Source organism: Stenotrophomonas sp. TWI819 (assembly GCF_039673075.1).
Taxonomy (GTDB): Bacteria; Pseudomonadota; Gammaproteobacteria; order Xanthomonadales; family Xanthomonadaceae; genus Stenotrophomonas; species Stenotrophomonas rhizophila_B.
Window position 1 is genome coordinate 49,300 of the sequence record NZ_JBDJKY010000004.1, and the last position, 19,084, is coordinate 68,383.

18 protein-coding genes are annotated in these 19,084 nt (G+C 68.7%); 4 read left to right on the forward strand and 14 right to left on the reverse strand.

What is annotated here, in order from left to right; translation table 11 throughout:
- Window positions 1–118: 118 nt before the first annotated feature.
- The 3 genes from ABE463_RS06840 to ABE463_RS06850 form a co-directional block, all read right to left on the reverse strand.
- Window positions 119–649, reverse strand: coding sequence for a gamma carbonic anhydrase family protein (locus tag ABE463_RS06840; RefSeq protein WP_259262021.1), 531 nt, complete (start codon window positions 647–649; stop codon window positions 119–121).
- 70 nt (window positions 650–719) lie between these two features.
- Window positions 720–2,609 carry a tRNA uridine-5-carboxymethylaminomethyl(34) synthesis enzyme MnmG gene (mnmG, locus tag ABE463_RS06845; RefSeq protein ID WP_346467636.1) on the reverse strand — a complete coding sequence of 630 codons (1,890 nt, stop codon included), beginning with the start codon at window positions 2,607–2,609 and terminating at the stop codon, window positions 720–722.
- 493 nt (window positions 2,610–3,102) lie between these two features.
- On the reverse strand, window positions 3,103–3,633 hold the full coding sequence (locus ABE463_RS06850) for a hypothetical protein (RefSeq protein ID WP_346467637.1): 531 nt from the start codon (window positions 3,631–3,633) through the stop codon (window positions 3,103–3,105).
- A 148-nt stretch (window positions 3,634–3,781) separates the two neighbouring features.
- Here ABE463_RS06850 and ABE463_RS06855 point away from each other — a divergent pair, with 148 nt between their 5' ends.
- Window positions 3,782–4,741 carry a pyridoxal-phosphate dependent enzyme gene (locus ABE463_RS06855; RefSeq protein ID WP_346467638.1) on the forward strand — a complete coding sequence of 320 codons (960 nt, stop codon included), beginning with the start codon at window positions 3,782–3,784 and terminating at the stop codon, window positions 4,739–4,741.
- Window positions 4,726–5,343: a YdcF family protein gene (locus ABE463_RS06860; protein ID WP_346467639.1), complete on the forward strand. Its 618-nt coding sequence runs from the start codon at window positions 4,726–4,728 to the stop codon at window positions 5,341–5,343. The genes ABE463_RS06855 and ABE463_RS06860 overlap by 16 nt, the downstream gene beginning before the upstream one ends.
- Before the next feature lie 28 nt (window positions 5,344–5,371).
- Here the strand turns inward: ABE463_RS06860 and bioC are convergent, their stop codons facing one another.
- The 5 genes from bioC to bioB all read right to left on the reverse strand — a co-directional run bounded on the left by bioC (window position 5,372) and on the right by bioB (window position 10,223).
- Complete coding sequence (bioC, locus tag ABE463_RS06865) at window positions 5,372–6,256, reverse strand: malonyl-ACP O-methyltransferase BioC (protein ID WP_346467640.1); 885 nt, start codon at window positions 6,254–6,256, stop codon at window positions 5,372–5,374.
- A 37-nt stretch (window positions 6,257–6,293) separates the two neighbouring features.
- Window positions 6,294–7,076: an SDR family oxidoreductase gene (locus ABE463_RS06870; RefSeq protein WP_346467641.1), complete on the reverse strand. Its 783-nt coding sequence runs from the start codon at window positions 7,074–7,076 to the stop codon at window positions 6,294–6,296.
- A gap of 60 nt (window positions 7,077–7,136) precedes the next feature.
- Window positions 7,137–7,898: a pimeloyl-ACP methyl ester esterase BioH gene (gene bioH / locus ABE463_RS06875; RefSeq protein ID WP_346467642.1), complete on the reverse strand. Its 762-nt coding sequence runs from the start codon at window positions 7,896–7,898 to the stop codon at window positions 7,137–7,139.
- 16 nt (window positions 7,899–7,914) lie between these two features.
- Complete coding sequence (gene bioF / locus ABE463_RS06880) at window positions 7,915–9,126, reverse strand: 8-amino-7-oxononanoate synthase (RefSeq protein ID WP_259262077.1); 1,212 nt, start codon at window positions 9,124–9,126, stop codon at window positions 7,915–7,917.
- 62 nt (window positions 9,127–9,188) lie between these two features.
- A complete protein-coding gene (gene bioB, locus ABE463_RS06885; RefSeq protein WP_346467643.1) occupies window positions 9,189–10,223 on the reverse strand; it encodes a biotin synthase BioB in 1,035 nt (344 codons plus the stop codon).
- 70 nt (window positions 10,224–10,293) lie between these two features.
- On the opposite strand from bioB, the gene ABE463_RS06890 reads away from it, so the two are divergent.
- Both ABE463_RS06890 and ABE463_RS06895 read left to right on the forward strand, forming a co-directional pair.
- Window positions 10,294–11,007 carry a ComF family protein gene (locus tag ABE463_RS06890; protein ID WP_346467644.1) on the forward strand — a complete coding sequence of 238 codons (714 nt, stop codon included), beginning with the start codon at window positions 10,294–10,296 and terminating at the stop codon, window positions 11,005–11,007.
- A gap of 82 nt (window positions 11,008–11,089) precedes the next feature.
- Entirely contained in the window at window positions 11,090–11,590 is a 501-nt protein-coding gene (locus ABE463_RS06895) for a hypothetical protein (protein ID WP_346467645.1), read from the forward strand.
- A gap of 24 nt (window positions 11,591–11,614) precedes the next feature.
- Here the strand turns inward: ABE463_RS06895 and ABE463_RS06900 are convergent, their stop codons facing one another.
- From ABE463_RS06900 to ABE463_RS06925, 6 genes are read right to left on the reverse strand one after another with little or no spacing between them, the layout of a single operon-like run.
- On the reverse strand, window positions 11,615–13,420 hold the full coding sequence (locus ABE463_RS06900; protein WP_346467646.1) for an MFS transporter: 1,806 nt from the start codon (window positions 13,418–13,420) through the stop codon (window positions 11,615–11,617).
- A 53-nt stretch (window positions 13,421–13,473) separates the two neighbouring features.
- Window positions 13,474–14,589 carry an N-acetylglucosamine-6-phosphate deacetylase gene (gene nagA, locus ABE463_RS06905; protein ID WP_346467647.1) on the reverse strand — a complete coding sequence of 372 codons (1,116 nt, stop codon included), beginning with the start codon at window positions 14,587–14,589 and terminating at the stop codon, window positions 13,474–13,476.
- A complete protein-coding gene (locus ABE463_RS06910; RefSeq protein WP_123729905.1) occupies window positions 14,586–15,362 on the reverse strand; it encodes a DeoR family transcriptional regulator in 777 nt (258 codons plus the stop codon). Before ABE463_RS06910 ends, nagA begins: the two co-directional genes overlap by 4 nt.
- A 34-nt stretch (window positions 15,363–15,396) precedes the next feature.
- Window positions 15,397–16,725: a D-tagatose-bisphosphate aldolase, class II, non-catalytic subunit gene (locus tag ABE463_RS06915; RefSeq protein WP_346467648.1), complete on the reverse strand. Its 1,329-nt coding sequence runs from the start codon at window positions 16,723–16,725 to the stop codon at window positions 15,397–15,399.
- 23 nt (window positions 16,726–16,748) lie between these two features.
- On the reverse strand, window positions 16,749–17,675 hold the full coding sequence (locus ABE463_RS06920; RefSeq protein ID WP_346467649.1) for an ROK family protein: 927 nt from the start codon (window positions 17,673–17,675) through the stop codon (window positions 16,749–16,751).
- 6 nt (window positions 17,676–17,681) lie between these two features.
- Window positions 17,682–18,839, reverse strand: a complete 1,158-nt coding sequence (locus tag ABE463_RS06925) for an SIS domain-containing protein (protein WP_346467650.1) — start codon at window positions 18,837–18,839, stop codon at window positions 17,682–17,684.
- Between the last annotated feature and the right edge of the window lie 245 nt (window positions 18,840–19,084).

Here is a 19,084-nt window from a genome sequence, read left to right on the forward strand (position 1 = left end):
CAGCGCATCGCGCGGGATCCTGCGGGCGGGCACGAGGGGGGCCGGAGTCCTCTCCGGTCTGCCAGCGGGGGCATGCGGTTCTCGACTGCTTCCTGGTCGGCTGAGGACTTTACCGCAATCAACCCCGGTACTGATCCTTCAGGCGCACATAGTGATCGGCCGAGTAGTGCAGCGACTCGATCTCCTTGTCGCTGAGCGTGCGTGCCAGCCGTGCCGGGTTGCCCAGCCACAGTTCGCCTTCGCCGACCACCTTGCCCGGGCCGAGCACCGCGCCGGCGCCGAGGAAGCCGTGCGTGCTCACCGTCGCGCCATCCAGGATGCACGCGCCCATGCCGATCAGGCAGTAATCGCCGATCGTGCAGGCATGGATGATGGTGCCGTGGCCGACCGTGACGCCCTCACCGATGATCGTCGGGTAGCCGCCCTTGTTGAACGGGCTGTGGTGGCTGACGTGGATGATGGTGCCGTCCTGGATGTTGCTGCGCGCGCCGATCCGCACGTGGTTCACATCGCCGCGGATCACCGTGCCCGGCCACACCGAGACGTCATCGCCCAGCACCACGTCACCGATGATCGTGCAGGCCGGATCGATGTAGACGCGTTCGCCGAGCACCGGCAGCGTGTCGAGGAAGGGGCGGATCGGGGACATGCGGACTCCAGGCAATGACGCGCCCTGCTGGGCGCGTGGTCATGATACCGGGCGCCGTTTCTTCTTTCCGTTACGCGACGCGACTGCGGCGCGCGCGTTCCAGATGCACCAGCAGCAGCGAGATCGCCGCCGGGGTCATGCCGGGGATGCGCTGGGCCTGGCCGAGGGTCTGCGGCCGCACGCGCTCGAGCTTCTGCTGCACTTCCGCCGAGAGACCGCGCACGCCGGCATAATCGAAATCGGCGGCGATGGCGGTGTGCTCGTGACGCTGCTGGCGCTCGATCTCGTCGCGCTGGCGGTCCAGGTAGCCGGCGTACTTCACCCCGATTTCAACCTGCTCGGCGACCTTCGCATCGGCCACGGCCGGGCCGAGCGACGGCACCTGCATGAGCGTGGCGTAGTCCAGTTCCGGGCGCTTGATCAGATCCAGCACGTTGGTTTCGCGGCTGACCGCCACCCCCAGCGCAGCTTCCACCTCGCGGCCCAGCGCATTGCCCGGCGTGGCCCACAGTGCACGCAGCCGTGCGGTTTCCTGCGTCACGGCGTCCTGCTTGGTCTGGAAGGCCGCCCAGCGGCGGTCGTCGACCAGGCCCAGCTCGCGGCCCAGGCCGGTCAGGCGCACATCGGCGTTGTCCTCGCGCAGCTGCAGCCGGTATTCGGCGCGGCTGGTGAACATGCGATACGGCTCGTTGGTGCCGTGGGTGATCAGATCGTCGACCAGCACGCCCAGGTACGCCTCGTCGCGGCGCGGGCACCAGCCGGCATCGTCGCGGGTGTAGCGCGCGGCATTGAGCCCGGCCAGCAGGCCCTGCGCGGCGGCTTCTTCATAGCCGGTGGTGCCGTTGATCTGGCCCGCAAAGAACAGGCCGCTGACGGTCTTGGTCTCCAGCGTGTTCTTCAGCCCGCGCGGATCGAAGAAGTCGTATTCGATCGCGTAGCCGGGGCGGGTGATGTGCGCGTTCTCGAAGCCGCGCATGCTGCGCACCAGCTCCAGCTGCACATCGAAGGGCAGCGAAGTGGAGATGCCGTTGGGATAGATCTCGACCACGTCCAGCCCTTCAGGCTCGACGAAGATCTGGTGGCTGGCCTTTTCGGCGAAGCGCACCACCTTGTCCTCGATGGAGGGGCAGTACCGCGGGCCGATGCCTTCGATCTGGCCGCTGTACAGCGGCGAGCGGTGCAGCGCATTGCGGATGATCTCGTGGGTGCGCTCGCTGGTGTGGGTGATCCAGCAGCTGACCTGCGCCGGGTGCTCGGCCACGCTGCCGAGGAAGGACATCACCGGGCGCGGATCGTCGCCGGGCTGTTCTTCCATCACGGTGTAATCCAGCGAGCGGCCATCGATACGCGGCGGGGTGCCGGTCTTGAGGCGGTCGATCACGAACGGACGCTCGCGCAGGCGCGCGGCCAGCGTGGTCGCCGGCGGGTCGCCCATGCGGCCGGCGGCGTACTGGGTCTCACCCACGTGGATCTTGCCGGCCAGGAAGGTGCCGGCGGTCAGCACCACGGCGGCCGCGCTGAAGCGCAGGCCGGTCTGGGTGATCGCACCGCGCACGGCATCGCCTTCGATGACCAGGTCATCGACCGCCGCCTGGAACACGGTGAGGTTGGGCTGGGCTTCGACGATCTGGCGGATCGCCATGCGATAGAGATTGCGGTCGGCCTGGCAGCGGGTGGCGCGCACGGCCGGGCCCTTTGAGGCATTGAGCGTGCGCCACTGGATGCCGGCGCGGTCGGCGGCGTGCGCCATCGCGCCGCCCAGGGCGTCGATCTCCTTGACCAGATGCCCCTTGCCGATCCCGCCGATGGCCGGGTTGCAGCTCATCGCGCCGATCGTTTCCACGTTGTGGGTCAGCAGCAGGGTGCGCGCACCGCTGCGCGCGGCCGCCAGCGCGGCCTCGGTGCCGGCGTGGCCGCCGCCGATGACGATGACGTCGTAGCGGTAGAAGGTGTCAGTCATGGCGGAGGAGCTCGGGACGGGGCCGGACGGCCCGGATCAGCCCTGGAGGCAGGGCGCGGGTGGCGATTTTAGCGCCATTCGTCGGGGGGCATGATCATCCACCCTCAAGTTGGCACGTTTTCTGCAGATAACCCAATAGCACCCAGGATGGCATGCGCCTTGTGCGTAACGGACCGGAATTGGAACAGGGGCTGGTCCAAGCGCATCGTGGGGAAGCAGAAGGGCCGGTAGTCGGGGGACTGCCGGCCCTCTTTTTTTGCCGTCCCGCGCTGATTTCATGGGCGTCAGATACAAAAGGCCCCGCCATTGGCGGGGCCTTCTGCGTTGTAGGTGCCGACATCCGACAGGGCCGGAACAGGGGGGATCCAGATGTTCCTGGCGGATATCGACATAGAACCGAATGTGACGCCACTTGTCGCTTTTGGCACTTTGTGACCGTGGTCGTCACCGCCCGGCTAGATTGAACCGCCGGGCGCGTGAAAATCAAGCCATATCAGGGCTCAACTGTGCGTTGGTTCGCATTGTTGAGATTCCGCCACGGGGAACCGTTCATCCTCGGGGACGCCGGGCGCGGTGCCTCGGCCGGCCGGGCCTGGGGCCGCGGCGACGGGCGCTGCTGTTGCTGCGGCTGAGGCCGGCGCGGACCACTCACCGAATCCATGTTCCGCCACGGCGAGCCGCCGTTGTTGGGGCGCGGACGATCCGGCGGACGGGTCGGCTGACCGCCATGGCCGTTGCCGGGGCGCGGCGGCGGGCGGTGATTGTGCGGCGGGCGATAGTTCGGGTACGGACGGTAGACCGGGTAGCCGTAGCCACCGCCATACCCGCCGTAGCCGTAATAGCCACCGCCGCCGTAATAGCCGCTGCCGTAACCATAGGGATACCCGGCCGGGTAGCGGTACTCGACCGAGGGTGCGCCGTGGTAGTAGCCGTTGCCACCGCCGCCACCGCCGACATAGTCGTACGTCGCGCAGCCGGACAGGGCCAACAACAGGCCACCGGCAAGAACAAGGCGCATTTTCATGATGGGGTCCCCCCAAAGGGCTGTAGGGCCAGCTTCGGCCCATGGCATTGAATCGGCCCTTAACTTGGCCCGGTCCGAATGAATGGTTGCCATGCTGACATGTTCAGCAAGGCGGGTGTGGATGCGGGGCATACGTTAATCTTGCGTCATGAGCGATTCACCCTTGCCCTGTGTTGACGACGTGCTGGCGGCGGCGGCACGCATTGCCGCGCACGCCTGCGTGACCCCGGTCCTGCGCTCGCGCACGATCGATGCCATGACCGGCGCGACCGTCCTCTTCAAAGCCGAACACCTGCAGCGCAGCGGGGCCTTCAAGTTCCGCGGCGCCTGCAATGCGGTCTGGGCACTGGACGAGGAACAGGCCCGGCGCGGGGTGGTCACCCACTCGTCGGGCAACCATGGCGCCGCGTTGGCGCTGGCCGCGCGTACCCGCGGCATTGCCTGCCATGTGGTGGTGCCCGAGGGAGCCGTGGCCGCCAAGTTGGCGAACATCGGGCGGCATGGGGCCACGCTGTGGCGCTGCGATGCCTCGATCGCCGCGCGTGAAGCCATGTGCGCCCAGGTCCAGGCCGAAACCGGGGCCACCCTGGTGCACCCCTATACCGACCCCCGGGTCATTGCCGGCCAAGGCACGGCTGCGCTGGAACTGCTGCACGCCGCCGACGCGCTGGACGTGATGGTGGTACCGGTCGGCGGTGGTGGCCTGGCCGCCGGCACGCGGCTGGCGCTGCAGACTGCGACCCCCGGCGTGGACCTGATCCTGGCCGAGCCGCTCGGTGCCGCCGATACCGCGCGCTCGCTGGCCGCGGGCGAGCGGCGCATCGATTTCACCCCCGACACCCTCTGCGACGGTCTGCGCGGAACGCTGGGCGTGCCCAACTTCGCGCTATTGCACGGTGCATCGCAGGTGATCACCGTGGCCGATGCCGACACCGTCGCGGCGATGCGGGTGATCTGGCAGGTGCTCAAGCAGGTGGTCGAACCCTCGTCGGCGATCGCGCTGGCGGCGATCTTCGCCGAACCGGAACGCTTTGCCGGCAAACGAGTGGGCGTGGTGCTGTCCGGTGGCAACGTCGATCTGGATGCCCTGCCGTGGGGGGTGGCATGAGCCGACGCACAGGGGTGGGGTTGTTCGGCTGGCTGTGGCGGTTGTGCGTTCTGCTTGCGGTCTGGCTGCTCGGGGTCACCGCGTGGATCGTCTGGATCGGCGAGCGCGACCAGGCGCAGAAGGCCGACGCGATCATCGTGCTCGGCGCGGCGGCGTATGACGCCAAGCCGTCACCGGTGTTCGAAGAGCGCATCCGGCACGGGCTGGATCTGTACCAGCACGGCTATGCGCCGCTGCTGATCTTCACCGGTGGTTACGGCGGTACCGGCGCGCGCTTCTCCGAATCGCAGGTGGCACGACGCTACGCGCTCAAGCAGGGCGTGCCCGATGACGCGATCCTGATCGAGACGGCCTCACGCACCACCCGGCAGAACCTGATCGAGGCGCGGCGCTTGATGGAGCAGCGCAAGCTGCACCGCGTGATCATCGTCAGCGATCCGCTGCACATGGCGCGCGCGCTGCGGCTGTGCCGCGAGCTGGGCATCGATGCGCTGGCCTCGTCCACGCCGAGCACGCGCTTCCGCAGCTTCCACACCAGCTGGCGGTTCCTGGCGCAGGAAATCTATTTCTTCCACCGCGATCTGTTCCCGTCGTCGAGCTGACGCGTCGGCGGTCAGGTAGCGCGCGGTATTACGTCGTTTTGCGGCGGATCGGAATCGCCGAGACCAGCACCGTGGCGACATCGTGCCCGCGCTCGCGGATCGGCGCGCCACCTTCCGGCGCCCACGCGTGTGCGTAGATCACTTCCCAGCTGCTGGGCAGCTTGCCGTCTTCGCGCCGCAGCGGCTCGTAGGCCGCACGCGCGGCATCGAAGCGCCCGCGCCCGGTCAGCGTGTGGCGGCGGTCCTGACGCGCGTTGGTGGCGCCGATCGCCTGCAGCTCGCGCATCAGTGCGGTCAGGTCGTCGTAGGTCAGGGTGAACAGGTCGCGGTCCAGGACCGGATCGCGGAAGCCGGACATCATCAGCGCATCGCCGAACTGTGCAATCGGGGCGAAGCGGCTCACATGCGGCACGTCGTCGGCCGCGGCGAATGCATCGCGCAGTTCGATCAGCGTCTCCGGCCCGAACGTGGAGACCAGCAGCAGGCCGCCGGGCTTGAGCGCGCGGCGGAACCCGGCGAACACCGCCGGCAGATCCTCCACCCACTGCAGGCACAGGTTGCTGAAGATCACATCCACGCTCTGGTCCAGCACCGGCAACGCCTGCGCATCGCCGCACACGCGCGAGAACGGCTTCCACCAGCCGGCCTGCTTCTTCGCCTCACGCAGCATCGGCTGGGCCAGATCCAGCGCGATCACCTGTGCCTTCGGCCAGCGCTTCTTCATGAGCGCGCTGGCGTGGCCGGTGCCGCTGCCGACATCGAGCACCACCTGCGGCTGGCGGTTTTCCAGGTAGTCCAGCGATTCGAGCAGGCGCTTTTCCACCTCGCGCTGCAGCGCGGCGGCGGCGTCGTAACTGCTGGCGGCACGCGAGAAGGCGCGGCGGACGTGATGGGGATCGAAACTGGACGTCATGGGGTACTCACGCCTCAAAACGGTGGTGCGGGTGGACTCAGAAGGTGCCCGGGTAGGCGCCGCCATCGATCAGCAGGTTCTGCCCGGTGATGTAGCCGGCCTGTGCGCTGCACAGGAAGGCGCAGGCGGCACCGAACTCATCGGCGGTGCCAAAGCGGCCGGCGGGAATATGCGTGCGTTTGCGCTCGGCGAGCTGGCCGGCATCGATGCCCTGCTGCTGCGCCAGATACGCGAAGTTGCCGCGCAGGCGATCGGTATCGAACTGGCCCGGCAGCAGATTGTTGAGGGTGACATTGTGGGCGACGGTCTTGCGTGCCAGCCCGGCCACGAACCCGGTCAGCCCGGAGCGTGCGCCGTTGGACAGCCCGAGGATGTCGATGGGGGCCTTCACCGAGGAGGAGGTGATGTTGACCACGCGGCCGAAGCCACGCTCGATCATGCCATCCACCGTGGTGCGGATCAGCTCGATCGGGGCCAGCATGTTGGCGTCCAGCGCGGCGATCCAGTCCTCGCGGGTGAACTGGCGGAAATCGCCCGCCGGCGGGCCGCCCGCGTTGTTGACCAGGATGTCGACCTGCGGGCAGGCAGCCAGCGCGGCGGTACGGCCTTCCGGCGTGGTGATGTCGGCGACCACGCCGATCACCCGGCGTGCGCCCGGCAGGCCCTGCAGTTCGAGCACGGCGCGTTCCAGGGCCGCTTGACCGCGCGCGGCGATCACCACGTTGACGCCCTCGCGGGCGAGTGCGCGTGCACAGCCCAGCCCGAGGCCTTTGCTGGCGGCGCAGACCAGGGCCCAGCGGCCGGCGATTCCAAGATCCATGGGGTCAGTCCTGTGGGGAAAGGCAGGCGTACATGATCGGCGATGCGCGGCCGGAACAGGTCAAGGCAGCGCGGCAACAAAGTGTTGCAGCTGCGCGGCCACCTCGGTGGTATGGCCGAGGAAGGGGGCATGCCCGCCCTGGGCGATCACATGCGCCTGCGCGCCCGGCGCCAGCGCGGCGGCAGCCTGCATGGCCCGCGCCGAGACCAGCCGGTCGCGCTGGCCGGCCAGCCACAGGCTGGGCTTGCCCAGCTGGGCCAGGGCGCCGCGCAGATCGGTGTTCTCCAGCAGGCGCAGGCCTTCCTGCAACGCACGAGGGGCGGGCTCGCCGCGCGCGACCAGCATCTCGCGCAGCGTGCGCAGTTCCTGGCGGGCGTGTTCGGAGCCCATCGCATCCAGCGCGAGGAAGCGCTCCAGCGTGCCGCGATAGTCCTGCGCGAGGTCCTGACCGAACTGTTCGAACACGGCCGGTTCCACCGCATGCGGCCAGTCCTCGCCGCGCACGAAACGCGGCGTGGCAGCGATCATCGCCAGCGCACGCACCTGGGGCAGGGTTGCGGCAGCATGCAGCGCGAACAGACCCCCGAGCGACCAGCCGCACCAGACCGCCGGCGGCGTGGCCGCGGCAATGGCGTTGACCACATGCGGCAGGCGCAGCGGCGTGGTGTCATCGCGGCTGGCGCCGTGGCCGGGCAGGTCCACCAGGTGCAGCTGCAAGTGCGCCGACAGGCGGTCCACCAACGGTGCGAACGCGCCGCCGTGCAGGGCCCAGCCGTGGATGAGAACCAGCGCCGGGCCCTGGCCGATGACCTCGATATGCATGCTCAACGCTGCGGTGTCACGCGGTCAGCGCGCTCAGTGCCTGCTGCTGCACCACGGTATCGCGGGCATGCGCGATCGCATCGACCAAGGCGCGGACCTGTGCGGGTGCATGCAGGGCGGACAGGGTCACCCGCAGGCGTGCCTTGCCCTCGGGGACGGTCGGCGGCCGGATCGCGCTGACCAGGAAACCGGCGGCTTCCAGCGCGGCCGACATGCCCATCACCGTCGATTCGGCGCCGCACAGCAGCGGCTGGATCGGGGTATCGGACGGCATCAATTCCAGGCCGTGCTGGCGCGCACCGGTACGGAAGATGCCGATCAGTTCGGTGAGCTTTTCGCGGCGCCAGTCGTCGCGGCGGGCCAGCTTCACCGCGGCCAGGGCGGCGGCCGCCTGCGCCGGCGGCACGGCGGTGGTGTAGATGTAGGGGCGCGCGGTCTCGGCCAGGTGCTGGATCATCGCCTCGTCACCGAGCACCACCGCACCGCTGCCGCCGAGCGCCTTGCCGAGCGTGGCCAGCTGCAGCGGCACATCATTGACGCCCAGGCCTGCATCGGCCACGCAGCCGCGGCCGTGTTCACCGACCACGCCGATACCGTGCGCGTCATCGACGTACAGCAGCGCTTCCTGCATGCGCGCCACCAGCGACAACGACCGCAGCGGGGCGATGTCGCCGTCCATGCTGAAGACGCCGTCGGTGGCCAGCATCGCCGCGCCGTTGGGCGCGTGCTTGAGCTGGCGCAGCGCGCCTTCGGTATCCAGGTGCGGATAACGACGCAGGCGGCAACCGGCCAGGCGCGTGGCATCGAGCAGGCTGGCGTGGTTGAGCCGATCCTGCACGCAGACATCGTCTTCTTCGCTGAGCAGCGCCTGCTGCACGGCAAGGTTGGCGGCGAAGCCACTGCCGAACAGCAGCGCCCGCGGATAGCCGAGCCAGTCGGCCATTTCCTGCTCAAGCGCTTCGTGCAGCGCGTGGTGGCCGCAGATCAGATGCGAGGCGGTCGCGCCGGCACCTTCGCGTGCAGCGGCATCCTGCAGTGCGCTGACTACCCCGAACTGCTGCGACAGACCCAGATAGTCATTGCTGCAGAAGTTGGTCAACCATTGGCCGTCCACTTCCAGCTGCACGCCATCGCGCCGGTTCACCATGCGGCGCACGCGAAGGCGCCCCTGCGCGTCGCGGAGCTTGCGCTGGGCCTGGATGCGGTCGTGCAGGTCAGGACGGGCCATGGTCATCAGGGGGTCCGGGTGGGCCGTTAGCGTACCCGGTTGCCGGGCCCGCTGCTCGGGGCTCAGGCCGCCCGCCCGCAGCCGCCGCCGGTGGTGATGTCGGCGTGGACCGTGCCCGGGTGGTCGTGCCCGGCGGCGTCCACCGTAACCGGCATCGGGCGCAGGCCCAGCCGTTCGAACAGGGCCAGATCGCGTTCGGTGTCCGGGTTGCCGGTGGTCAGCAGCTTTTCGCCGTAGAAGATGGAATTGGCCCCGGCCAGGAAGCACAGCGCCTGCAGCTCATCGCTCATCGCCTCGCGCCCGGCCGAGAGCCGCACCATCGAGCGTGGCATCACGATGCGGGCCACCGCGATCATCCGCACGAACTCGAAGGGGTCCAGCTCGGCGGTGCCGTGCAATGGTGTGCCGGCGACCTGCACCAGCCGGTTGATCGGCACCGAGTCCGGGTGTGCAGGCAGGGTGGCCAGCGCCAGCAGCAGCCCAGCCCGGTGTTCGCGCGTCTCACCCATGCCGACGATGCCACCGCAGCAGGTCTTCAGCCCGGCATCGCGCACGTGCGCCAGCGTCTCCAGGCGGTCCTGGTACTGGCGCGTGTGGATGATCGAATCGTAGTAGTCCGGCGCGGTATCCAGGTTGTGGTTGTAGTAGTCCAGCCCGGCCTCGCGCAGGGCGGTGGCCTGCGCGCCGCTGAGCATGCCCAGCGTGGCGCAGGTCTCCAGGCCGAGTGCCTTCACCTCGCGGATCATCGCCGCCACCTTGGGGATGTCGCGGTCTTTGGGCGAGCGCCAGGCCGCGCCCATGCAGAACCGGGAGGCGCCCGCCGCCTTGGCCTGGCGGGCCTTGGCGACCACGTCGTCAGTGGCCATCAGCTTCTGTGCGTCCACCCCGGTGCTGTAGCGCTGCGCCTGCGGGCAGTACGCGCAGTCTTCCGGGCAGCCGCCGGTCTTGACCGACAGCAGTGTCGAGACCTGGACGTCCGCCGGGTCGAACTGCTCGCGGTGCACGCTGGCCGCGCGGTGCAGCAGGTCCGGGAACGGCAGCGCGAACAGGGCCAGCAGTTCCTCGCGGTGCCAGTCGTGTCGGATGACAGAAGCCATGGGAGTGTCCTGACAGATAGTGGAACGAAAGGGCGGCAGTCTGGTGAGGCGGCCCCCTTCTGTCAACCATATGATCTTTTCAAAAGTTTACGGAATACTCGGTGGGCTTGGCTGGCAGATCCTGCCGCTGCGCTGCCTGGTCTGCGAATGCCCGGGCGAAGACGGGATGGACCTGTGCCGCGCGTGCCATCGCGACCTGCCCTGGAATGACCACGCCTGCGGGCGATGCGCGCTGCCACTGGCGGCGACCGATCCCGGCGATGACGAGGGCGATCACTGCGAGCGCTGCGTGGACGAGTACCCCCGCCAGGCGGCGGCCAGTGCTGCGTTCCTCTACGCGCCGCCGATCGACCGGCTGCTGATCCGGTTCAAATTCCACCAGGACCTGGCCGCCGGCCGGCTGCTTTCACAACTGATGCTGCAGCGCGTGCCGCCGTTTCTGGCCGGGCCGCTGCAGCCGATGCCACTGCACCGCCGCCGGTTGCGTCTGCGCGGCTACAACCAGGCGCTGGAGCTGAGCAAGCCGCTGGCGCGCGGGCTGTGCTGCCCGCTCTGGAACGGGCTGCAACGGACCCGCGAGACCGCGGCGCAATCGAACCTGGACGCGGATGCCCGGCGCTGCAACCTGCGCGATGCGTTCGCGGTACGCGGCCATCCACCGGCCGGGCTGACCATCGTCGACGATGTGATGACCACCGGGGCCACCACCGATGCCGCGCTGCGCGCGCTGCAGTACGCCGGTGCCGGCCCGATGCAGGTCTGGGTCTGTGCGCGGGTGCCGTAAGCGCAACCGATTGGCGTAGTTACCACCGCGCTGAGTGCGCGCAGCAGCGATACTGACGTCATCTACTCATGGAGAAACACGCATGCGCAGCAGTCTGTTGATCATGACGATGGCATTGGGGGCGGGCCTCAGCGGCTGCACCCCGCCACCTCCTGCACCGGCGGCGACCGAGACACCGGCCGGCGTCGCCCCGCTCGCGCAGGCACGCATCCAGATGCGTGAGGTGGCCGAGGATGCCAAACACCCCGGCGTCACGACGCTCAAGGACCGCGACGGCAACGCCCTGCCCTTGATCGAACCTGCCTTCATCACGACGGCCGACATCGCCTCGGTGGCCGTGGGGACCGACGGCCACAGCGGCCACGGGACCCTGATCGTGCGCTTCACGGATGACGCGGCACCACGCATCCTTGCGGCGACGGAAGCGCGCGTCGCCAAGCGTGTGGCGTTTACTGTCGGCGATCAGGTCCTCAATGTCGCCGTCATTGCCGGCCCCTTCGCCCAGACCATGCAGGTGAGCGGGCTGGACAGCACGGAAGAAGCGCACCGGCTGTATACGGAGATCACGGGCAAGGCTCCCTGAGCCCCATGTCGGGCTGCGGACCGTTCAGCGGAAATTCGCCTCGATCTGCTCCAGCGATTTGCCCTTGGTCTCCGGCAGCCAGAACGCGGCGATCAGGAAGTACAGCAACGTACAGCCGGCCCAGAAGAAGAACATGCTGGCGTAGCCGTGATGGCCGACCGTGGGCAGGAAGATCGCCGCGATCACGGTGGAGACGAACTGGTTGATCAACAGGGCGATGCTCATGCCGTTGGAGCGGATGCGGGTCGGCATCAGCTCGGACAGCGCCAGCCACACGCACACGCCCGGGCCCACCGCGAAGAACGCGACGAACAGCAGGATGCAGCCGGCGACCAGCCAGCCGTGGGTGGGCGAGGGCACCGGGCCGATCACCGTACGTTCGATCACCAGCGGCGCGTTGGCGGCCTGCACCGGGTCCGGGAACGGGTTGAGATGCAGCGTGCGGAAGAAGCGGCCGATCACGCTGTCGGCCGACACCGCGTCTTCGCGACGGATCTGCAGCGTGGCGTCAATCGGGTTGTCGCTGCGCAGTGAGCGCACGTTGCTGAAGCCGCCGTAGGCGTAGGACACGGTCAGCTGCTGCGGCGCGGTGCCGGCGTTGCCATCCAGCCGCTGCCATTGCGCGGCATCCAGCGGCAGCGACAGGGTGGTGCCGCTCACCTGCTGCTGCAGCGCGGCCTGCACATCCAGCCGCCCGCGTTCGCTCTGCACGAACAACAGTGCAGCGGCCAGCAGCGACAGCGTGATGCCACCACTGCCCAACATGAGCAGGAACTTGCGCCCCTTGCGGTCCACCAGCACCAGCGCGACGACGGTCATCACCGCGTTGAGCAGCTTGATCGCCACGTCGGCGCCATTGGCCACCGAGCCGGGCAGGCCGGCCTGGTTGAGGATGTTGACCGCGTAGGCCAGCACCGAGTTGATGCCGGTGGCCTGGGTGAAGGCCAGCACCAGGCAGGCCAGCACGAAGGGCCACACATAGCGGCGGCTGAGCAGCGGGTCGCGCTTGCCGTTGCGGCCGATCTGCATCTCTTCGGGGGCCTGCATGCGCTGCAGCGTCGGCTCGACCTCGTCCGCGGCGACGGTACGCTGAAGGGCGTGGCGGGCCTTGTCGATGCGGCCACGGCGCACCAGCCAGCGCGGCGATTCACTGATCAGCAGCACGCCCCCGGTGAACACCAGGCCTGGCAGCAGACAGCTCCAGAAAATGGTGCGCCAGGCATGATCCTTGACGTCGAACAGCAGGCGCTGCTGCTCCGCGCCGGGCAGATGGCGCACCGCGGCGGTCGCGGCATCCACGGCATGCGCGTGGTACAGCCCGATCACGGCGGCCAACACCAGGCCGATGGTCAGCAGCAGCTGGAACATCGCCGCGCCACGCCCACGTCGTTCCGGGCTGAGCACTTCGGCCAGATACAGCGGTACCACCACGCCGATCAGCCCGCCACTGATGCCCTGCAGCAGGCGCCCCATCAACAGCGCGCCATAGCCATCGGACAGGGCCATCACCGGAATGCTCGCGGTGAACAGCACGCCGGCCAGCAGCATCGCGCCACGGCGGCCGATCAGGTCAGCGACCATCCCGGCGAACAGCGAAGACAGCACACTGCCGAGCAGCACCGCGGCCACCACGAAGCCCAGCTGCTGGCTGGTCAGGTGCCAGCTCGCGGTGGCGGTGGCCTCCAGATAGGGCAGCGCGCCGGCGATGATGCCGATGTCGATGCCGTAGAGCAGCCCCCCCATGCCGCCGATGAACAACAGATAGCGTACCGGCCAGCGCGGCGCGGAGGCGCCGGCGTGCACGGGCATGGCTGCGGAAACGTCGTTCATCGTGCCGGTCCTGTCTGCAAGTGCGTGCGCCATGGCGGCGCGGGAGTCAGCGCTCAGTCGAGCGCGATGTCATCGCCTTCCACCACCACGCCGCGCACGCGCAGGTCGTGGTCGAGCACCACCAGGTCCGCCCAGGCACCGGTCGCGATGCGCCCGCGGTCGTCGATGCCGAGGTAGTCGGCCGGGTAGCGCGACAGCCGGTGGGAGGCATCGGCGATGTCCAGGCCGAGCGAGACCAGGTTGCGCAGCGCCTGGTCCATGGTCAGCGCACTGCCGGCCAGCGAGCCGCTCGACAGCCGCACGCAGCCCAGGCATTTGTGCACGCGCTGTACGCCAAGCGCGTATTCGCCATCGGGCATGCCAGTCGCCGCAGTCGCATCGGTGACGCAGTACAGGCGCGGGATCGCGCGCAGGGCGGTGCGGATCGCGCCGGGATGCACGTGCTGCAGATCGGGAATGAGTTCGGCGTACTGCGCATGCGCGAGTGCAGCGGTCGCGATGCCCGGGTGATAGTGATCCACGCCGGTCATGCCATTGAACAGATGGGTGAAGCCGGCCGCACCGGCGTTCAATGCGGCCACGCCATCCTCATAGCTGCCGGCACTGTGGCCAAGCTGCACGCGGATGCCGAGTGCGCTCAGCGCGGGAATCAGCGCCAGGTGCTGGCCGATCTCCGGCGCAAGGGTGAGCACCTTGATCGGGGCGATCGCATGCAGGCGCTGCACGTCGGCAAGCGTGGCCTCGACCACCAGCGGTGGCTGGGCGCCCAGGCGCTGCGCACTGATGAAGGGGCCCTCCAGGTGTACGCCGAGTACGCGGGCCATGCCGGGTGCGCGCGTGGCGATCGCAGCGGAAAGGCCCCGGAGCGCGCACGTGATGTCGTCCTCCTCCGCCGTCATGGTGGTGCCCAGCAGCGCGGTGGTGCCGTGCCGGGCATGCGCGCGGGCCACCGTCTGCGCGGTCGTGCCGCCCTGCATGATGTCCACCCCGGCGCCGCCATGCACATGCAGGTCGATGAAGCCGGGCAGGATCAGCGGGACCTCCGCATCGTCGCGCGGGTCGGCGTGCGCCGTATCGATAGCGGTGATGCGCTGGTCGAAATGGATATCGCCGCGGACCCAACCGGTGTCGGTCAGCAGGCAGCCGTGCAGGGAGCGGGACTCGGTCAAGGTGGGGACTCGGCGATGATCACTTCGACGCCCAGCCGCTGCAGCCCTTCCAGGTACTCGGGCTCGATGCTGCCGTCGGTGATGATGGTATGGACCTGGTCCAGCCGCGCGATGCGGTGCAGGCTGACCCGGCCGAACTTGGAGGCGTCGGTCAGCACCACGATGCGGCGCGCGCGCTCGACCATGCGGTGGTTGAGGCTCGCTTCGGCCTCATGGTGGGTGGTCAGGCCGAACTGCAGGTCCAGGCCATCCACGCCCAGGAACAGGGTGTCGAAGCTGTAGGTGTTGAGGCTGGCCTCGGCCTGGCTGCCATGCAGTGAAAGCGACTGCTTGCGCAGCAGCCCGCCGGTGAGCAGCAGCTCCACGCCGGGCGCATTGGCCAGCTCCCATGCGATGTTGAGCCCGTTGGTCATGACCGTGACGTCGCGATGCCCGCGCAGGTGGCGCGCCAGGGTCATCGTGGTCGAGCCGGAGTCGATGATGATGTTGTCGCCGGCTTTGACCAGCTTGGCCGCCTCGATACCGATACGGTCCTTCATCGGCAGGTTCAGGGCGTCCTTTTCATGGATGTCCTGTTCCTGCGGCGGCGTGCGCACCAGTGTCGCGCCCCCGTGGGTGCGCGTGGCCAATCCTTGCGACTCGATGTGGGTCAGGTCGGCGCGGATGGTGACCGCCGAGACCGCAAAGCGCGCCACCAGCTCGCTGACCTGCACGTTGCCGTGCTCGACCAGGGTCTGGAGGATCTGTTGGCGGCGCTGCCGGGTGTTTCGCATGGGGGCGATTCCGTTCGAAAGGGAAAGCCGAAGCTTACCGTTCCGAAAGCTCCTTGGCCTGCCGGGTTTCGTTATCCGCCCCTGAGCGGTTGCGATTGCAGGAACGGGCATACTCGGCCAAGCGCAGCGCCACCTTGTGCTGGATCAGCGCCAACGGCGCCGGCTGCAGCTCACCGGCCTCGATCGCCTTGAGCTGCTCGGGCATGAACTGGCTGAGCAGCATCTGCGGCGGCGCGTGCGCGGTGAGATTGGCGACCAGCGTATCCAGCGCCGCCTGTACCGCTGGCTCGCCCCAGTAATAGCGGCTGCGGTCGCTGAGCGAGTACGCGCGCAGCAGGCGCAGTTCGTGCTCGTCGCCCTGGTAGTAGCTGCGCCAGCTGCCCGGTGCGTCGACCATGCAGCGGTCCAGCACCTCGATCAGATGGGAGCATTGCGCGGCGGGCAGCAGTTCGCGCTCGATCATCGCCAGCGCGAACACCGCCTCGCGGAAGGCATAGGTCGCCGCCGGGCCGACTTTCAGGATCGCGAAATGATCGCGGACCAGCGCGTGCAGGCCGGCTTCGGTCTGGTAATCGGTGGAGTGCGCTTCGAACACGATGCCCGGCTGCTGCTCGACGAAGGCCGACAGCTCCGCGGCGGCGGCCGGGTCGTAGTAGTGCACGCTGCTGTGGTCGAAATCCACGCCAGGCTGCACCACCATCGCGATCACGCGCTCCCAGGCCGGCAACAGGTCCGGGGCGGAGAACGCCTCGCGGTGAATTGCCAACGTGGTCGCTGCGGCCGCCGGCGTGGTCACCTGCAGGCCCCCGGCCAGCGAGGCCTCACCGCCGGGAATCGGTACTTCCGTTCCGATCACATAGACCGGCGGCGGCAGCCCGTGCTCGGTGGCGGTGCGCTCGGCAATCCGCGCCAGCTCGGCCGAGCGTGTGGCGACGATGGCGTCCGGCAACGGGGTCGGGTCATCGGCGCAGGACATGCTGCAGTCCAGGTGGATCTTGTGGAAACCGGCGGCGACGTAGGCGGCGATCAGTTCGCGCGCGTTTGCCATTGCAGCGTCTGCCGGGCCCTTCTGCCAGGCGTTGGGACCGAGGTGGTCGCCACCGAGCACCAGCCGCTCGGCCGGGAAGCCGGCATCGCGCGCCAGCTGCAGCACGTAGTCGCGGTACTGCGGCGGGGTCATGCCGGTGTAACCGCCGAACTGATCGACCTGGTTGGAGGTCGCCTCGATCAGCAGCAGGGTGTCGTAGCGCTGCGCGACCTGCATCGCCGCCAGCAGCACCTGCGCGTTGCTGCAGCAGACGCTGTACAGCCCGACGGGGTGGCCCTGGCGGTGGGCGGCGATCAACGATTGGACGGCGGACATGGCAACTCCAATGACAACGGTGTTCAGGGGGAGGGAGGGTGCTGGCGCGCGAGCAGCGCCGCGCCCCGCGCACCGCCGGCATCGCCGAAGGTGGGCGGCAGGATCGGCGGCACGCGTACGCCGTCGAACAGGTAGGGCGCGATCGCATCGGGGAGGTCGCGGTAGAGCTGCTCCAGCTTGGACAGCCCACCGCCGAGCACGATCACGTGTGGGTCCAGCGCGAGGATCAGGCTGGCGAAGCTGTAGCCGAGCAGGTCGCGGTGGATCGCCAGCGCCTGCCGTGCGATGGCATCACCGGCCTGGGCGCGTGCGACCACCTCGGCGGCATCCAGCGCGTCGCCGCCACGGCGTTCATGGATCATCGCCACGCCGCTGCCGGACACGTAACGCTCCAGGCAGCCGCGCAGGCCGCAGCCACAGTCCAGCACCGGCAGGTCGTGGCGCAGCTGCAGCGTGGCGGGCAGGCTCCAGTGGCCCCACTCGCCGGCGATGCCGTTGTGACCGGCGATCAGCCGGCCGCCGACGCAGAAGCCACCGCCCGCACCGGTGCCGAGGATCGCCCCGAACATGCTGGGGTAGCCGGCGGCGGCGCCGTCATGGGCTTCGGACAAGGCGAAACACTGCAGGTCATTGCCCAGCTCCAACGGGCGCTGCAGGCGTGCCTGCAGGTCCGCACCGACGGTCTGACCGGTCAGGCTGGGCACGTTGGCACTGAGCTGGCGGCCGCTGACGCGATCACGCACGCCGGGCAGGCCGATGCCGACCCCCAGGCCGCGCTGGCCGAGTGCGGCATCCGCCGCGTCGACCAGATCGACGATCGCCTGCAGGAACGCGGCGTAGTCGCGGGTCGGCGTCGCCACGCGTTGGCGGTGGTGCACCCCCAGCGCGGCGTCGCACGCGACCAGTTCGATCTTGGTGCCGCCGATGTCGATGCCGTACCAGGTCTGCATGCGTGCTCAGCCGTGGGGGTGGATGGTCACGCCCTGCACCACACGGTTGACCGTGCCGTCGGGGAAGGGATTGTCCGGGGTCATGCCGAGCGCGGCCGAACGCTGCAGCGCATAGCACTGCGGCACCAGCAGCCACAGCGGGGCCAGCCACGGATCGGGCAGTGCGGGTGCGGCGAGGACGAAGTCGCCCTCGGCGCGGTCCACGTCGTCCGGCCCGATCGACAGCACCCGCCCGGCGATGCCGTCGCGGCGCAGTTCGTTCAACAGGTCCTGCTCGTAGCGTCGTGCCATCGGCTGTGCGCTGCGCAGCATCACCACCAGGGTTTCGCCGTTGAGGGTGGACTTGGGCCCATGGCGGAACCCCAGCGGGGTATTGGCCAGCGCCAGCACGCGGCCGGCGGTGAGTTCGAGCACCTTCAGCGCGGCCTCGCGGGCGACCGCTTCGAGGGGACCGCTGCCGAGATAGATGACACGCGAATACGGCGCCTGGGCGAGGGTGGCCACCGCGCCATCCCAGGCATCCAGCGCACGCTCGCCCTGGCTGGCCAACGTGCGAAGACGCTCCAGGCGCGTTGCCCACGGGGCGCTGTCGAACGCACTCAGCGCGGCCAACAGCATGCAGCTCAGGCTGCTGGTCATGGCGAAGGCGCGATCACAGCTGGCCGCCGGCATCAGCAGCGACAACGTATCGCTGCGGCCGTGGCCACGCGTGGCGAGTTCGCCTTCGGCATTGCAGGTGATATCGACGAAGCGCGCGTGCTCCACCTGGTCGCGGACCAGATCCACCGCGGCCACGCTCTCCGGGCTGGAGCCGCTGCGCCCGAACGACACCAGCAGGGTCGGGCGGTCGCGGCGCAGGTACAGCGCCGGATGGGTCAGCAGGCTGGTGGTATGCACGGCGCGGACCTCGGCAGGCCACTGCGCATTGATCTGGTCGGCCACCATCTCGGCAATGAAGCCCGAGCTGCCGGCGCCGGTGAAGATCACCAACTGGCTGGGATCGCGCAGGGCCTGCCCGAGGAAGCCATCGACGCGCGCCTGCGCGGCCTCCAGCAGGCTGGCCAGCGCAGCCCACACGCGGGGCTGCTGGGCGATTTCTTCGGCGGTATAGGCGCCACCGAGGCGCTGCCACGCGGGCAAATCAGGGAGCAGAGAAGCGTCCATTCGCAATTCCTGTTGGGCGACCGCACCTTCTTCGTTTTCTTTCGAAATGTCAAATATCGAAAGATAAAGAAAAGGTCTATCGGTCACAGTTTTCGACTTCCGCTCGTGGGGTGGCCGTCGAGGATGGCGCGGAATGCCGCGCTGCACCAAGGTTTCAACGGGCACAAAAGGCGTATTCAGTTGACGTTTGGAAAGTGACGCACCGCCACATCTTTCGTTTATACCAAAATATCCTTCCTTTTTCT

Bases quoted from the DNA above. Each gene is read 5' to 3' on its own strand.
- ABE463_RS06840 (WP_259262021.1), bottom strand. From the start codon at position 649: ATGTCCCCGATCCGCCCCTTCCTCGACACGCTGCCGGTGCTCGGCGAA.
- mnmG (WP_346467636.1), bottom strand. From the start codon at position 2,609: ATGACTGACACCTTCTACCGCTACGACGTCATCGTCATCGGCGGCGGC.
- ABE463_RS06850 (WP_346467637.1), bottom strand. From the start codon at position 3,633: ATGAAAATGCGCCTTGTTCTTGCCGGTGGCCTGTTGTTGGCCCTGTCC.
- ABE463_RS06855 (WP_346467638.1), top strand. From the start codon at position 3,782: ATGAGCGATTCACCCTTGCCCTGTGTTGACGACGTGCTGGCGGCGGCG.
- bioC (WP_346467640.1), bottom strand. From the start codon at position 6,256: ATGACGTCCAGTTTCGATCCCCATCACGTCCGCCGCGCCTTCTCGCGT.
- ABE463_RS06870 (WP_346467641.1), bottom strand. From the start codon at position 7,076: ATGGATCTTGGAATCGCCGGCCGCTGGGCCCTGGTCTGCGCCGCCAGC.
- bioH (WP_346467642.1), bottom strand. From the start codon at position 7,898: ATGCATATCGAGGTCATCGGCCAGGGCCCGGCGCTGGTTCTCATCCAC.
- bioF (WP_259262077.1), bottom strand. From the start codon at position 9,126: ATGGCCCGTCCTGACCTGCACGACCGCATCCAGGCCCAGCGCAAGCTC.
- bioB (WP_346467643.1), bottom strand. From the start codon at position 10,223: ATGGCTTCTGTCATCCGACACGACTGGCACCGCGAGGAACTGCTGGCC.
- ABE463_RS06890 (WP_346467644.1), top strand. From the start codon at position 10,294: ATGATCTTTTCAAAAGTTTACGGAATACTCGGTGGGCTTGGCTGGCAG.
- ABE463_RS06895 (WP_346467645.1), top strand. From the start codon at position 11,090: ATGCGCAGCAGTCTGTTGATCATGACGATGGCATTGGGGGCGGGCCTC.
- ABE463_RS06900 (WP_346467646.1), bottom strand. From the start codon at position 13,420: ATGAACGACGTTTCCGCAGCCATGCCCGTGCACGCCGGCGCCTCCGCG.
- ABE463_RS06910 (WP_123729905.1), bottom strand. From the start codon at position 15,362: ATGCGAAACACCCGGCAGCGCCGCCAACAGATCCTCCAGACCCTGGTC.
- ABE463_RS06915 (WP_346467648.1), bottom strand. From the start codon at position 16,725: ATGTCCGCCGTCCAATCGTTGATCGCCGCCCACCGCCAGGGCCACCCC.
- ABE463_RS06920 (WP_346467649.1), bottom strand. From the start codon at position 17,675: ATGCAGACCTGGTACGGCATCGACATCGGCGGCACCAAGATCGAACTG.
- ABE463_RS06925 (WP_346467650.1), bottom strand. From the start codon at position 18,839: ATGGACGCTTCTCTGCTCCCTGATTTGCCCGCGTGGCAGCGCCTCGGT.